Source organism: Falsihalocynthiibacter sp. SS001, assembly GCF_042445055.1.
In the GTDB taxonomy this organism is placed as follows: Bacteria; Pseudomonadota; Alphaproteobacteria; order Rhodobacterales; family Rhodobacteraceae; genus Falsihalocynthiibacter.
On sequence record NZ_CP170339.1, the window covers coordinates 486283 to 500790 of the forward strand.

At 54.1% G+C, this 14508-nt stretch carries 12 protein-coding genes; 7 read left to right on the plus strand and 5 right to left on the minus strand.

From position 1 onward, the window contains the following. Positions 1 to 18 precede the first annotated feature (18 nt). Positions 19 to 1278: an HlyD family type I secretion periplasmic adaptor subunit gene (locus tag ACFE33_RS02340; protein ID WP_380056378.1), complete on the minus strand. Its 1260-nt coding sequence runs from the start codon at positions 1276 to 1278 to the stop codon at positions 19 to 21. Next, positions 1278 to 2972, minus strand: a complete 1695-nt coding sequence (locus ACFE33_RS02345) for a type I secretion system permease/ATPase (protein WP_380056381.1) — start codon at positions 2970 to 2972, stop codon at positions 1278 to 1280. The genes ACFE33_RS02340 and ACFE33_RS02345 overlap by 1 nt, the downstream gene beginning before the upstream one ends. Positions 2973 to 3184: 212 nt before the next feature. Here ACFE33_RS02345 and ACFE33_RS02350 point away from each other — a divergent pair, with 212 nt between their 5' ends. Then, a complete protein-coding gene (locus ACFE33_RS02350) occupies positions 3185 to 3943 on the plus strand; it encodes a VacJ family lipoprotein (protein WP_380056384.1) in 759 nt (252 codons plus the stop codon). Between the two features lie 15 nt (positions 3944 to 3958). Then, entirely contained in the window at positions 3959 to 4564 is a 606-nt protein-coding gene (locus ACFE33_RS02355; RefSeq protein ID WP_380056387.1) for a phospholipid-binding protein MlaC, read from the plus strand. On the opposite strand, the gene ACFE33_RS02360 is transcribed toward ACFE33_RS02355, so the two are convergent. Further along, entirely contained in the window at positions 4561 to 6741 is a 2181-nt protein-coding gene (locus tag ACFE33_RS02360; RefSeq protein ID WP_380056390.1) for a transglycosylase domain-containing protein, read from the minus strand. The two genes, ACFE33_RS02355 and ACFE33_RS02360, sit on opposite strands and share 4 nt — an antisense overlap. 267 nt (positions 6742 to 7008) lie before the next feature. On the opposite strand from ACFE33_RS02360, the gene ACFE33_RS02365 reads away from it, so the two are divergent. The 3 genes from ACFE33_RS02365 to ACFE33_RS02375 all read left to right on the plus strand — a co-directional run bounded on the left by ACFE33_RS02365 (position 7009) and on the right by ACFE33_RS02375 (position 9209). Then, positions 7009 to 7347: a P-II family nitrogen regulator gene (locus tag ACFE33_RS02365; RefSeq protein ID WP_380056393.1), complete on the plus strand. Its 339-nt coding sequence runs from the start codon at positions 7009 to 7011 to the stop codon at positions 7345 to 7347. Between the two features lie 27 nt (positions 7348 to 7374). Beyond that, complete coding sequence (locus ACFE33_RS02370) at positions 7375 to 8706, plus strand: ammonium transporter (protein ID WP_380056396.1); 1332 nt, start codon at positions 7375 to 7377, stop codon at positions 8704 to 8706. 104 nt (positions 8707 to 8810) lie between these two features. Further along, positions 8811 to 9209: a DUF1801 domain-containing protein gene (locus ACFE33_RS02375; RefSeq protein ID WP_380056399.1), complete on the plus strand. Its 399-nt coding sequence runs from the start codon at positions 8811 to 8813 to the stop codon at positions 9207 to 9209. Here the strand turns inward: ACFE33_RS02375 and ACFE33_RS02380 are convergent. After that, positions 9202 to 10881, minus strand: coding sequence for an acyl-CoA dehydrogenase family protein (locus tag ACFE33_RS02380; RefSeq protein WP_380056401.1), 1680 nt, complete (start codon positions 10879 to 10881; stop codon positions 9202 to 9204). The two genes, ACFE33_RS02375 and ACFE33_RS02380, sit on opposite strands and share 8 nt — an antisense overlap. Positions 10882 to 11039: 158 nt before the next feature. Between ACFE33_RS02380 and ACFE33_RS02385 the strand changes: the two genes are divergently transcribed. Further along, on the plus strand, positions 11040 to 11810 hold the full coding sequence (locus ACFE33_RS02385; protein WP_380056404.1) for a sulfite exporter TauE/SafE family protein: 771 nt from the start codon (positions 11040 to 11042) through the stop codon (positions 11808 to 11810). Between the two features lie 35 nt (positions 11811 to 11845). On the opposite strand, the gene ACFE33_RS02390 is transcribed toward ACFE33_RS02385, so the two are convergent. Continuing rightward, positions 11846 to 13444 carry a phosphoenolpyruvate carboxykinase gene (locus ACFE33_RS02390; protein ID WP_380056407.1) on the minus strand — a complete coding sequence of 533 codons (1599 nt, stop codon included), beginning with the start codon at positions 13442 to 13444 and terminating at the stop codon, positions 11846 to 11848. A gap of 356 nt (positions 13445 to 13800) precedes the next feature. Here ACFE33_RS02390 and ACFE33_RS02395 point away from each other — a divergent pair, with 356 nt between their 5' ends. After that, positions 13801 to 14502: a response regulator transcription factor gene (locus tag ACFE33_RS02395; RefSeq protein WP_380056410.1), complete on the plus strand. Its 702-nt coding sequence runs from the start codon at positions 13801 to 13803 to the stop codon at positions 14500 to 14502. The last annotated feature ends 6 nt before the right edge of the window (positions 14503 to 14508 follow it).

The window sequence follows — 14508 nt, forward strand, 5'->3', positions numbered from 1 at the left end:
ACAAAGGAAAAGACCGGATTAGGATTCGCGCATCGCCTTGTTGAAATAATCCGCAACGGGCTGGATGAGGAACGAAAGAGGTGCGCGCTCTGAGGATGTCAGGAATGCTTGGACCGGCATACCGGGCCTCATTAATCCGTTGGTCGAGATATACTTCACAATGTCGGCAGAGAGTATGATCGAACCGCGATAGTAACCCTGCCCCGTTGCTTTGTCCCGCATAAGGTCTGGCGATATATCGCTAAGAATCCCGCTAAGACTGGCGGGGCTGTCAAAGTACGGCAGGCGTAGTACCGCCCGTGCGCCAGTGTGAACCTGCGCGATGTCAGTTGGTTTGATCCGAACGGTAATTGAGAGCGGAGCGTCTTTACCAACGATATACATCAGTGGGCTAGCAGGGTTGATGATCGCATTTTTTAACGGAGTTTGCAGCGCAAAGACCGTACCCGATGTCGGTGCGCGAATAATTAACTCTTCTAAGTTTCTGTTCAGCGTGGCGAGCTCTTCGACAAGTTTGCGTTCCAATTGGAATAGGTCCGGTAGCTGACGGGCTGCCTCCTCTCTTCGCGCGATTTTGAGGGTTTCAATCGAAAGCTCCAGACTCTCTAGGCGTGTATTGGCCTCCGCTTCCATAGCAATTAGCTCGTTTAGGCGCCCCTGAAGGGCGACCTCTTCGCGCAGAATTGAAAGGATGCGCGCGGCACTTGCGAGCCCCTTGTCGCGCAAGGTGGTCTGCGCTTTCATCTCTTTTTGAATTAGGGAGAGTTGATTGGCGGTTGATGTTTGCTGTGCTGCAATGCCGCTTAGCTGATCTTTAACTTGTTGCTTTTTCTTGTTTATTTGTTGAAGAGCCGCCGCGTGTTGAATGCGTCGCGTCTCAAAGAGTTGGGTTTGAATTCGCGCGATGGTGCTCTTCGCGAGCGTGTCATCGGCAAGGTTAATCGTTGCGGCCCCACTCTCTTCGGCTAGAAGGCGCGCGATTGATGTGCGGGTGACCTGAAGGCGGGAATTAACGATGTCACGTTCAGAGATGAGAGTTCTGGCTTCCAATGTGACTAACGGCTGCCCCTGTTGGACAGGGGCACCCTCTTTTATGTGTAGATGCTCTATTTTGCCACCTGTCGGGTGTTGTACGATTTGGTGTGCTTCGTCGAACTCTACCTGACCCTGAACGATGATCGCGCTGGTAATGCGCGTTTGTGTGCCCCAGATGAAACCGGTGAACACGAGCATGAGAACAGTAAGTCCGCCGAGCAGGGTATAGCGCGTAGGGCCCATCAAGCGGCATCCTTTCGGATTTGGCTTATTAAGTTGTGCAGCACTTCGTCCTTGGGGCCGAGCGCGGTCATGCGTCCTTGGTCAAGGGCAAGTAACGTGTCGCACTCGCTGAGCGCCGCAGGTCGATGGGCGATGACGATAACGGCGGCTCCTAGATGCTTGGCGCGACGGATGGCGGAGTTCAGCGCTACGGTGCCATCGTGGTCGAGGTTCGCATTCGGTTCATCCAGTACCAGTATCGGTGGACGCTGATAAAATGCGCGGGCCAAGGCAACTCGCTGCACTTCGCCGCCCGAGAGGTTGCCTGTGCCAACCTGCGTATTGTATCCCTCGGGCAGCGAGAGAATAAGGGCATGGGCGCCAGCGGCTTGGGCAGCTTGAATGATATCTTCGTCCTTATATTCCGGCGCCATGCGTGCAATGTTTTCGGCGATTGTGCCGCTAAATAGACGGGCCTTTTGCGGGAGGTAGCCGATATGTTTTTCGATGTCGCCGTATTGTTCAAGCGCCGCCCCAGCAAGGCGAATTTGGCCATGAAGGGGTTTCCACGTACCGATAATGGCCTTGGCGAGTGTGGATTTCCCAGCGCCTGAGGGCCCGATTATACCCATCGCTTGGCCTGATTTGATTGAAAAGCTGATGTTTCTTAGGGTCGGTTGATGATGTCCTGGTGGTGATACCGCTAGGTTGTCCACGCCAAGATGTGCGATCGGTGCTGGCAATTCAGTCAAGACTTGCTGCGGGGGGCATGCTGCTAGAAGTTCCGCGAGGGAGCGCCATCCAGCTCTGGCGCGCTGGGCTTGTGGCCACCCGCCGATCACCTGCTCTAGCGGATGAAGGGCGCGCCCGAGCAGGATTGAACTGGCGATCATAGCACCAGCCGATAGCTGGTTTGAGATAACTAAGAGTGCTCCGAGCGCGAGCATCGCGGATTGTAGGAACTGCCGAAATGTTCTGGCACTGACCGCAATCGAACCAGTGCGTTTTTGGAGCACCTCCAATTGATCCTGTGCAAGGTCGCGCTGGGCCATCCATCGCTCTGCGACCTGATGATGAAGCTGTTGCCCCTCACGCCCCTCATTTCGCCAGTCGGCAAATTGTTGTGCCGCCTTCTGCGCCTCGGAGCTCGCGGAGGTTGCGATTGACTTGGTTCCGGACTGATTCACAAGCGCGAGCAGGATGAGGATAGATGCGCCCACAAGCGCCATTCCGCCAAGCAACGGATGAAATGCAAAAACCAGCAGCAGAAAAAATGGCGTCCATGGGATATCAAATAAGGCCGTGACAGTATTGGAGGAGAGGAAGGATTGCACCGCATCCAGATCATCAATAGCGGTTTCCGCCTTCTGGTTCTGGACAGATGATTTCGGGGGCTTCAGAGCCGAAGAAAAAACCCGCTTACTCATCGTTTTCTGAAAATTTGCACCTGCCCATGCCATAATCCGCCCGCGGGCGTAATCCAGTAGGCCCATGCAAACAAACAGAAACGTTGCGATAAGTGATAGCGCGACGAGCGTTTCCTGTGACTGGCTGGTAAGGACGCGATCATACACCTGCAGCATGAATATCGGGCCTGTCAGCATGAGAAGATTAACAAAGAAACTGAACACTGCGACCGCCCACATTACAGGGCGATTTGCGCGAAGTGCCGCACTTAGTTCATGTTTTCCAGCGCATGTTATGGCTTTGGTCATCTCTTTTCACATCTCAGTATTTGCCTGTTGCAGTTGCAATTCGACAAGGTGCATTGTACCCCGAAAGCCTCACCATAGTGGGCGATCAACGGTGGTTGGACGTCTGTGGTGATGTTATTAATTGGATTAGAAGTACAAATAACTCGTTGAGAGATGTCGTGTTTTTACCAAAGATTTTAAATATTCGCCGATGCCTGCTTTTGGTCTCTGTATTGTCTGTCGCGGCATGTGCGCATCCAGAGCGCACTGGCGAGATTTACGACCCCTATGAGGCGGGTAACCGCGTTCGACATGAGCGGACCAAGAGCTCGGATCAAAGTATCCTCGGTCCGATGGCCAACAGCTATGGGCAAGTGCCGCAAGAGGTCCGTTCTGTTGTTACAAACTTCTCGGATAACCTTGCGCTTGTTCCGATGGTTGCAAACGGTGTCCTGCAGCTCGATTTAGGGAGCGTTGCCCAGAACGGTACGCGCTTGCTTATTAATACGACCTTCGGGCTGGGTGGTCTGCTTGATTTGGCTTCGGATATGGCGATCTATGAGGACAGCACCGGATTTGGCGAGACACTCTCTGTTTGGGGCTTCGGTGAGGGGGCCTATCTTGAGGCGCCGTTATTCGGGCCGACAACGCAGCGGGATGCGGTTGGATCGACCGTGGATTTCGCGACCAATCCGATGTTCTATATCGATGGTGGCCGTTATGCGGCGGTTGGTTTGTTGGCGCTGTTGGGGGCCAAGTTGGATAAACGCTTCCGGTATTCCAGTTCGGTAGATCAACTCTTTCAGGAAAGCGCGGACAGCTATGCCCAGACGCGTATGATCTATCTACAGAACCGCCGCTTTGAACTTGGGCAGGAAATTGCCCCGAGCGAAGATGGTTGTTCAAATGGCTATGCAGACCCATATGATGACCCATATGCTGATCCATACGCCGATCCGACAGACTCGACTGAGTCTTGTGATACAGAATAAGAGGTTATCAATTCTATGACTCATGCCGTAACGCGACGCACACTTTTAGGCGGTATTTCCGCCGCAAGTCTCTGGCTGGCAACTGCGCCCGCATCCTTCGCGCTTTCGGTTGAGAAATCGACAACCCTGGTCACGGCCCTTGTGGCCGACATCAATAGGGTCATCGAGTCCGGCAAATCAGAGCGCGCGATGTATGGGGATTTTCAACGTATCTTTGCGACCTATGCAGATGTGCCCACGATTGCGCGATATGCGCTTGGTGTAGAGGCGAGAAGTGCTTCTCCTGCGCAGCTGAAGCAATTCACCGCAGCGTTCGAGACATATATTGCACGGAAATACGGAAGCCAGTTCCGTCAGTTCATCGGTGGCCGCATTGAGGTCGATAGCGCCAAGCAGGTCAAAAGCTTCATCGAAGTTAAGACAACGGCGCATATGCGTGGTGAAGCACCGTTTGAGGTAAAGTTCCTTGTTTCCGACAAGTCGGGCAAGCACCTGTTCTTCAATATGTTCGTCGAGGGCATCAATATGCTCCTCACGGAGCGCACCGAGATTGGTTCTATGATTGATGCCAATCGTGGCGACCTCAACAAAACAATCGCTCAGTTGAAGTCACTAAGTTAATTGCCGCCGAATATCTGATTTAGCAGATTGTCGATCTTGCTCGCGCCGCGCTCTAGCGGGTTCGTTGGCTGTTGGCGCGTTCTCTGTTCGACGTAGGGCTGTGGTGCCTGCCCCTGAATCATTGGAAGCGGCGATACAGGCAGGCCTTCATGAACACGTAGCATTGTCTCCTGCCAGATTTCGGCTGGGAGACCGCCCCCCGTGACACCGGAAAGGGGCTTGTTGTCGTCATAGCCCATCCAGACACCGGCGACATAATCCGCCGTAAAGCCGATAAACCATGCGTCGCGTGCGGCCTGTGTAGTGCCCGTTTTGCCAGCGGCTTCGCGTCCTTCAAGTCGGGCGCGTGTTCCGGTTCCGGATGCGACGACTTGGTTCATCATAAAGATAAGCTGTTCAGCCGCTGCCTTGGTAATGACGCGTTCGCCCATACCGCCATCCTGTCCGATCAGCGGCTCGACATCGCCCTGTAGGCGCAATTCTGACAGTCCGTATGGCGTTACGCTGCGCCCACCGTTCAGGATGCCCGCATAGGCGCCTGTCATCTCGAGAAGCGTGCTCTCGGAGGCACCAAGCGCGAGCGCAGGACCTGCGGCGAGGTCGCTTTGAATGCCGAACATCTCGGCGACTGTACGAACGTTTTCGCGGCCAACGCTTTCAGAAATCCGAACTGCTGGAATGTTGAGCGAGCGTTTAAGCGCTTCGGTCAATGTGACGCGACCACGGAACTTGTGGTCATAGTTGTCTGGCGACCATGGCCCCGATCCCGGAATGTTAATCGTAAGGGGGGCGTCATTCACATAGTCGTTGTAGGAATACCCCAGATCAAGCGCTGCCGCGTAGACAAATGGCTTGAACGCCGAACCTGTTTGGCGTGACGCTTGAGTGGCGCGGTTGAACGCACCGTTTACGGTTGTGTCGCGGCCACCAACCATTGCGCGAACTGCGCCATCAGCGGACATCACAACAATTGCGGCCTCTGCTTCGGACCCTTCTTTGACCTTAGTATCAAAGATGTGCTTCAGGGCTGCTTCGGCAGCGCGCTGGATGCGTTGATCAAGCGTCGACTGAATAATGACGTCCTCAGTTGTGTCCCGCGTTAGGAAGCTCGGCCCCTCGGACATAACCCAATCGGCAAAATACCCACCAGCGCGCGCCTTGGCCGCGTCGGAAAGCGTCGCGGGATTCGCACGAGCATTGGCGGCCTGCGCGCTTGTGAGTAGGCCCTGATCTTCCATGAGTTTCAGAACCGTAAGCGCGCGGTCCTGACTGCGTTTGAGGTTGTTTGTCGGAGCATAACGAGTCGGCGCCTTGAGAAGCCCTGCGAGCATCGCTGCCTGTGCAGGGGAGACCTCATTCGCCGAAATGTTAAAGTAGCGTTGGCTTGCCGCTTCAAAACCGCGCGCACCTGCGCCAAGGAATGCACGATTCAGGTAAACCGTAAGGATTTCATTCTTCGAGAACTTAAGCTCAAGCGCCATCGCATACAGCGCCTCTTTACCTTTACGAACGAGCGAACCACGGCGGCAATCGGCCTCGTATTCGCGCTCGGTCATCTTCTTAGGGTCGTGCGGCACACCAAGACAGAGCAGCTTGGCGGTTTGTTGAGTGATGGTCGAACCGCCGTTGCCGGAAAGTGCCCCTCGGCCTTCGCTCAGGTTGATTTTGATCGCACTCGCAATACCACGTGGCGAAACGCCCAGATGCCGATAAAAGCGTCGGTCCTCAGTAGCGATCACCGCATTTTTGAGGTGCGGCGAAACGGTTTCGGTCGTAATCATTCCGCCGAATTGGTCACCACGCCATGCGAATACCTTGCCGTCACGATCTAGAAGCGTCACCGATCCGCGCGTGCGGCCATCAACGAGCTTCTCCAGATCGGGAAGAGTCGAATAATAGAACAGCACACCCAGCCCTACCAGCACGGCACCAATCGCACCAATACGCCAAGTGAAGCCCCAGAATACGCGGCCAATCCAACGGAACAGGCGGCTAATGGGGTTGCGTTTAACGGCTGCCTTACGGGGAGGTCTACGCTTGCTCGCCGCTTTTTGAGGGCGTTTGGGCGCGGGTTTGCGCTTGGCGGTTTTAGTGGCCGCCTTCTTTGGTGCGCTCTTCTTTGCGCCATAACGTTTTTCTGCCACCAACTTGGGGCGCTTGGAACCTGAACCGCTCATTTGTCACTCTTTTGGTGCTTTGTTTATCCTAACTTATCGCGTCCAGATCAGATTGTAACGGGCATCTTGTCCGCGATTCGCATTTACATTTTGCGTAAAATTTAATCACAACGCACAATTTGTGCATTTTTTGTGCAGTTACCCAGTGATCTGAGCGTGGATTGCCCGCTGATTCCTTGATCCGCTTACTATCTAGGCGCCTTTTGTTTCCACGGAAGCGCAGACCTTTGGCACGTGCTTGGGGTCTGATGATCGAAGGGGAACGAAGTGAAACTGATTATCGCAGCAATCAAACCGTTCAAGCTCGAAGAAGTGCGCGAAGCACTCACCGCGATTGGTGTTCGGGGCATGATGGTTACTGAAATCAAAGGGTTCGGCTCGCAATCTGGCCATACCGAAATCTACCGTGGCGCAGAATATGCGGTGAATTTCGTACCAAAAGTAAAATTGGAAATCGCTGTTTCGGCCGCAATGGCAGACCAAGTGGTTGAAACAATTCAGAAAACAGCCAAAACCGACAAGATCGGCGACGGCAAGATTTTCGTTCTGGACGTTGCCCAAGCGGTGCGCGTTCGGACTGGCGAAACCAACGAAGACGCGCTGTAGACGCGGGATTCGACAAAGGACAATATCATGAAACTTACTAAACTCATCCCGCTGAGTGCGACGGCAGCCTTGTTGCCTCTTGCCGGCTTCGCACAGGACGCGGAGGCCGCGGTTGCTGTACCTACGGATTCGGTTTTCATCCTCAACTCGCTGCTGTTCCTTATCGGTGGCTTCTTGGTTTTCTGGATGGCTGCTGGCTTTTGTATGCTTGAAGCGGGCCTCGTGCGTTCCAAAAACGTTACTATGCAGCTTACAAAGAACATGGCGCTCTTTAGTTTGGCGGCGATCTTCTACTATTTGATCGGCTATAACTTGATGTACCCACTCGGTACATGGTCGGTTGATGGCGTAATTTCCGGCGTATTTGGCCCGGGTGTACTTGAGGCGGTTGGTATCACTGCCGAAGGCGCAGACGATTATGGCTATGCTTCGACTGGTTCGGACTTCTTCTTCCAGTTGATGTTCTGTGCGGCGACGGCTTCTATCGTTTCCGGTACTCTTGCCGAGCGTATCAAACTATGGCCATTCCTGATCTTTACGATCGTTCTGACAGCAATCATCTACCCAATTCAGGCTTCCTGGAAATGGGGCGGCGGTTTCCTTGACGAAGCTGGTTTCCTTGACTTCGCTGGTTCGACTGTTGTGCACTCTGTTGGTGGTTGGGCTGCTCTTACTGGTGCTCTTATCCTTGGGCCACGTATCGGTAAATACAAAGACGGCAAAGTTATCCCGATGCTCGGCTCTAACCTGACACTCGCTACTCTGGGGACATTCTGTCTCTGGTTGGGTTGGTTCGGCTTTAACGGCGCATCGCAACTTGCAATGGGTTCGGTCGGTGATGTTGCGGATATCTCGCGTATCTTCGCTAACACGAACGCAGCGGCTGCTGGTGGTGTGATCGCGGCTCTGTTGCTGACACAAGCGCTTTACAAAAAACCTGACCTTACAATGGTACTGAACGGTGCGCTTGCTGGTCTCGTTGCAATCACAGCAGAACCTTTGACTCCTACATTGGGTCAAGCAACGCTCATCGGTGCTGTTGGTGGTGTGATCGTTGTGTTCGCTGTTCCAATGCTCGACAAGTTGAAGATCGACGATGTTGTTGGTGCGATCCCTGTTCACCTTATCGCAGGTATCTGGGGCACTATCGCGGTTGTCTTCACAAACGGCGACGCGTCCTTGGGCACACAGCTCTACTCCATCGTTGTTGTAGGCTTGTTCACAGTGGTTACTTCCGGTGCGCTCTGGTTCATCCTGAAAGTCACAATGGGTATCCGCGTAAGCGAAGAAGCAGAGATCACAGGTCTCGATGTTGCTGAGCTTGGGATGGAAGCATATCCAGAATTCTCCAAAGGCTAACCTAATTAGGTAAAGTCGTGGAAAACTTGCTCGGGCTGTAATGGCCCGAGCTTTTTCGTTCTTGTGTGACGCTTTGGGATTTGCTCCAAAGAGGTATGACAAGCATGCCCCCTCCATTCTCCGACCCAGCCATCGCAAAAGTATTTGGCGGTTTTGAGCCCGACACCCGCGCGGGTCTCTTGCAGCTGCGCGCGATGATCTTCGATGTTGCCACCGCGGAGGCGCGTATCGGAGAAGTGAGTGAGACACTCAAATGGGGGCAGCCGTCCTATGTGCCGAAGCGGGCAAATGTAGGAACGCCCGTTCGCTTGGCGGCGACGGATGGTGGGTTTGCCCTCCTCGTGCATTGTCAAACGACCATTGTTGGCGAGTTTCGGGCGTTGTTTCCGGACGTGCTAGAGTATGACGGCAATCGTGCGGTCGTGTTTCGTCGGGCGGCCGATATTCATGCCGACTGTGTTTCGCAGTTCATCCAGCGGGCGCTGAAGTATAAGCTTAGCTAAGCAGACGGCGCGCGATGACCTGAGCTTGGATTTCGGCGGCGCCCTCAAAAATGTTGAGGATACGGGCATCGCAGAGGATGCGACTGATCTCGTATTCCAGCGCAAAGCCGTTGCCGCCGTGAATCTGGAGTGCATTATCCGCAGCGGACCATGCCACCCGCGCTCCGAGGAGTTTCGCCATCCCTGCTTCGAGGTCGCAGCGCCGGTCGTTATCCTTTTCTCGGGCGGCGAAGTAGGAAAGCTGTCTAGCGATCATAATCTCGACGGCCATGATTGCGAGTTTCCCTGATACGCGCGGGAAGTGGATGATGCTCTTGCCGAACTGCTTGCGATCCTGCGCGTAGGTCATCCCGACCTCTAGCGCGTTTTGCGCAACCCCGATTGCACGGGCGGCTGTCTGGATGCGGGCACTTTCGAAGGTTTGCATGAGCTGCTTAAAGCCCTTGCCCTCTTCTCCTCCGAGCAAGTTGGCGCCGTCAACGTTGAAGCCATCAAACGCAAGCTCGTATTCCTTCATGCCGCGATAACCCAGCACTTCGATCTCTGTGCCGCTCATACCTTCGGTCGGGAAGGGCATTTCATCGGTTCCGGGCTCTTTCTCCGCGAGGAACATCGAGAGGCCGCGATGGTCGGTGCTATTGGGATCGGTACGTGCGAGCAATGTCATGACGTGCGTGCGCGCTGCGTGGGTGATCCATGTTTTGTTGCCAGTGACCGTGTATATCTCTCCATCCTTCACCGCACGGGTGCGCAGCGAGCCAAGGTCGCTACCTGTGTTTGGCTCGGTGAATACGGCGGTGGGCAGGATCTCGGCGCTGGCGATCTTGGGAAGCCAGTTTTGTTTTTGCTCTTCGGTGCCGCCACAGAGGATGAGCTCTGCCGCGATTTCGCTGCGCGTTCCCAAACTTCCGACACCGATATAGCCGCGAGAGAGTTCTTCGCTTACGACACACATGCTTGTCTTGGACAGTCCGAAACCTCCGTATTCTTCAGGAATGGTCAGGCCGAAAACGCCCATCTCCGCCATTTCATCTAGTACGGTAAGCGGGATCAGTTCGTCCTTTAGATGCCATTGGTGCGCATGGGGGGCGACACGTTCGTCGGCGAAGCGACGGAACTGTTCGCGGATCATTTCGAGGTCTTCGTCAAGGCCGGTGGCGCCGAAAGTAGCGTGGCCGGTGTTTGCAATCATTAGCTCCACAAGCCGCGCACGGGCGGCGGAAGAGTTGCCTTGGGCCGTTAGCTTCTCTACCGCCGCCGTGCGCGGGGCATCCGATAGGATGCCTAGGTCCTGCAAGCGGGCCATTTCGCCTTGGCTCATCGGAATGCCGCCAAGAATTTGAATCAAGTATTCGCCAAAACCGATCTGAAGGATTAACCGTTCGATTTCGCCGAACTTTCCATCCGTCGTTAATGCGTCTGCCCAGCGGTGCATTTGGGTCAGCGCAGCGTGATAAGTCGCGAACCAAGCAAAACAGTGTGCTTGGTGTTGATGATGCTCAAGCAGTTCGGCGCTCACACGTCCATCGCGCGCTACTGCGCTCTGGAGATTGGCTTTAGCCTGATTGACTAGGAGCGCGACAGAAGAGAGCGCGGACTCGCACAATGGGAGGATGTCCTCAATCAACACTTCTGGCGTGGTGCTTTGTGTTATCTGGCCGTCTTTTGGCATGGGGTGCTCCTAACTGCTTGGTCATGGCATAGCGTCTTCGCATCCGCAGCGCAAGATAAATACATTTTAGTGCGGAAATTCGAACATAAATAACTTTGAGAAATTTGAAGTGCAATTGGTCCGAGGGCGGTATATTCACAAGAAAACGGGAGCGTTCAGTGGATTTTCTGCCAGTAGAGATAACAGTCGAAATTCTAATAGTTGCTTGTTTTATAACGGTAATCGCTGGATTTGTTAAAGGCGCGATCGGTTTTGCGATGCCGATGATCATGATCTCTGGGCTCGCCTCTGTTGTGAATTCGGAGATGGCGCTCGCCGCTCTCATACTTCCCACTGTGATGACAAATGCTGCACAAGCATTCAGACAAGGGCTGCGGCAAGGATTGCAGAGTGCGTGGCGATTCAGGCTCTATTTGGGAATCGTTCTCGTGTTCATTTTGGGAAGCGCGCAGTTGGTGAATGTGCTGCCGCAGAATGTGATGTTCTTGATCATCGGTATTCCCGTTACGCTTTTCTCCGTGACGCAGATCGTGGGCTGGCAGCTTCGGATCAATCCGCAACATCGCAAGCGTGCCGAGATCATCATCGCGAGCGTAGCAGGGTTTACAGGCGGGTTGTCTGGCGTTTGGGGGCCGCCCACGGTGGCATATCTCACCGCGATTGATACCGAGAAGCGCGAGCAAATTCGGGTTCAGGGCGTCATTTATGGCGCGGGGGCCATCGTGCTTATGCTGGCACATATAAAATCAGGGGTGTTTAATCAGAGCACGGCGTCATTCTCTGCGGTCATGTTGGTGCCCGCATTGATCGGGATGCTGATTGGGATGAAGGTGCAGGATCGTCTTGATCAAGCGAAATTCAAGACTGCGACGCTCTTTGTCTTGGCGATTGCGGGAATGAATCTTATTCGCCGCGCCTTTCTGGGGTAGCTCGCCCCACCACTTGGGCGGGGCGAGTATTGGTATTAGCCGATAGCGACAGAGCGAACGTCGTCGTCAATCGCGTTCTCGTATTGTGCGAAGTTGTCCGAGAACATCGCCACGAGTTTCGCTGCCTGACGATCGTATGATGCCGAGTCATCCCATGTGCGACGCGGATCAAGCAGAATGTCCGCAACACCCTCGACAGACACAGGTACATCAAAACCGAAGTTCTCGTCTTTGCGGTACTGCGCGTTCTCAAGTGAGCCATCAAGCGCTGCCGAGAGCAACGTGCGCGTTGCGCTGATTGGCATCCGCGAACCGGCGCCGTAGGCGCCGCCAGTCCAGCCGGTGTTTACCAGCCAGCAAGTGGCCCCGTGCTTGGCGATTTTTTCACGAAGCAGGTTGCCGTATACTTCTGGGCGGCGGGGCATGAACGGCGCACCAAAGCATGTCGAGAAAGTTGGCTCTGGCTCGGTTACGCCGCGCTCTGTCCCTGCGACCTTGGACGTAAAGCCGGACAGGAAGTGATACATGGCCTGAGCAGGAGTGAGGCGGCTAATCGGGGGTAGGACACCAAACGCATCGCAAGTCAGCATAATGATGTTTTTTGGGTGCCCGCCCAAAGCGCGCTCGGATGCATTGGAGATATAATGCAACGGATAAGCGCAGCGCATGTTGGCCGTCAGACTGTCGTCCTTGAAATCGAGCTCTTTGGTTTGTGGGTCGAAAACCATGTTCTCGATCACAGTGCCGAACTTCCGCGTCGTCTCGTAGATCTCTGGCTCGGCCTCGGCGCTCAGGTTGATTGTCTTGGCATAGCAGCCGCCTTCAAAGTTGAACGTGCCGCGATCGGACCAGCCGTGCTCGTCGTCACCAATCAGAACGCGCGAAGGGTCGGCCGAAAGCGTCGTTTTCCCCGTGCCCGAAAGGCCAAAGAAAATAGCCGTATCAACAGGGTTTTCCGGTGCGTGGTTGGCCGAGCAGTGCATCGGCATGATGCCTTTTTCAGGCAGCAGATAGTTCAAGAGCGAGAATACGGACTTCTTGTTCTCGCCAGCATATTCGGTTCCGCCGATCAGGATCAGTTTGCGATCAAAGTTCATCGCGATCACCGTTTCCGAGCGGCAGCCGTGGCGCTCTGGATCCGCAAGGAATGTGGGGCAGTTGATGACAGTGAACTCTGGAACAAAATCGTCCAGCTCTTCGCGGCCAGGGCGTCGCAGCATGTGGCGAATAAAGAGCGAATGCCATGCAAGTTCCGTTACCATCCGCACATCGAGGCGCTGGCTTGGGTCTGCTCCTCCGAAGAGGTCCTGAACGAAGTAATCGCCGCCTTTCATGTGCTCAAGCATGTCTTGATAGAGAACGTCAAACGCGCCTTCTTCCATTGGGGCGTTGTTCTCCCACCAGATGCTATCGGCGACGCTCTTGGTTTTTACGACGAATTTGTCTTTGGGCGAGCGACCCGTGTGTTTGCCGGTGGACACCAAAAAGGTGCCGCCTTGACCAAGAGTGCCTTCGTCGCGCTTGATCGCGGCTTCAATAAGGGCGGGTTCCAAATCATTGTAATAGACGTTCCCTAGGTCCTTTATTCCTTGGGTTTCAAGGGTAAAGGTAGGGTTCACACGACCGTGTGTCATAACTAAGCTCCTCGCGCCGTGTCCAGCAGCGCGCTATCTCTCCTAAAGCATGAAGGGCCAATTTCATGCACCAGCCGTGGGCCCGACTGATTTGATCATCTTAGCACGGGTAATTTTATTAAAAAACCGCAGAACTTCACGCAGTTTGCGCAAACAATTGGGTGTTAGCGCGAACAAATCACCCGTAAATGAGGGCGTTGGGGGGCGCTTAAGTCCTTATTACGAAATATTTATGCCTTTTGGGGCACAATCCCCAAGAAGCGCGGGTGTGATTCGTGTTTGCTATTGATTCGCTGAATCCAAGACAACACTATCGACCGATAAAAAAGAGCAGAATCATAAAAAGGAAAACCTCTATGTCGAAGATCGCTTTGGTCGACGATGACAGGAATATCCTGACGTCAGTTGCAATGACACTCGAGGCGGAAGGCTTTGAAGTTGAAACATATAATGACGGTCAGTCCGCGTTGGACGCGTTCAATAAACGCCTCCCGGATATGGCCGTTCTGGACATCAAGATGCCCCGCATGGATGGCATGGATCTGCTCCAGAGATTGCGTCAGAAAACCGCGATGCCGGTTATCTTTCTGACCTCAAAAGACGACGAAATCGACGAAGTTCTGGGCCTTCGGATGGGCGCGGACGATTATGTAAAAAAGCCTTTTTCGCAAAGGCTGCTTGTTGAGCGGATTCGTGCTCTTTTGCGTCGTCAGGATGCAATTGCGGGCGAAGAGATCGTCGAAACAGAAGAGACTAAAGTGATCGAGCGTGGCGAGTTGCGCATGGATCCACTTCGCCATTCAGTGCGCTGGAAGGGCAATGATGTCTCGTTGACAGTGACCGAATTCCTGCTGCTTCAAGCGCTCGCGCAGCGCCCGGGTTTTGTGAAGAGCCGCGATCAATTGATGGACGTTGCATATGATGATCAGGTCTATGTAGACGACCGTACAATCGACAGTCACATCAAACGTTTGCGCAAGAAAATGCGCACAGCGGACCCTGACTTCTCGGCGATTGAGACCCTATACGGCATCGGTTATAGGTATAACGAAGAGTAGTAATCC

What these genes read in the sequence shown, in the direction of transcription:
- ACFE33_RS02340 (WP_380056378.1), bottom strand. Translation starts at nt 1,278, where the DNA reads ATGGGCCCTACGCGCTATACCCTGCTCGGCGGACTTACTGTTCTCATG.
- ACFE33_RS02345 (WP_380056381.1), bottom strand. Translation starts at nt 2,972, where the DNA reads ATGACCAAAGCCATAACATGCGCTGGAAAACATGAACTAAGTGCGGCA.
- ACFE33_RS02355 (WP_380056387.1), top strand. Translation starts at nt 3,959, where the DNA reads ATGACTCATGCCGTAACGCGACGCACACTTTTAGGCGGTATTTCCGCC.
- ACFE33_RS02360 (WP_380056390.1), bottom strand. Translation starts at nt 6,741, where the DNA reads ATGAGCGGTTCAGGTTCCAAGCGCCCCAAGTTGGTGGCAGAAAAACGT.
- ACFE33_RS02370 (WP_380056396.1), top strand. Translation starts at nt 7,375, where the DNA reads ATGAAACTTACTAAACTCATCCCGCTGAGTGCGACGGCAGCCTTGTTG.
- ACFE33_RS02375 (WP_380056399.1), top strand. Translation starts at nt 8,811, where the DNA reads ATGCCCCCTCCATTCTCCGACCCAGCCATCGCAAAAGTATTTGGCGGT.
- ACFE33_RS02380 (WP_380056401.1), bottom strand. Translation starts at nt 10,881, where the DNA reads ATGCCAAAAGACGGCCAGATAACACAAAGCACCACGCCAGAAGTGTTG.
- ACFE33_RS02390 (WP_380056407.1), bottom strand. Translation starts at nt 13,444, where the DNA reads ATGACACACGGTCGTGTGAACCCTACCTTTACCCTTGAAACCCAAGGA.
- ACFE33_RS02395 (WP_380056410.1), top strand. Translation starts at nt 13,801, where the DNA reads ATGTCGAAGATCGCTTTGGTCGACGATGACAGGAATATCCTGACGTCA.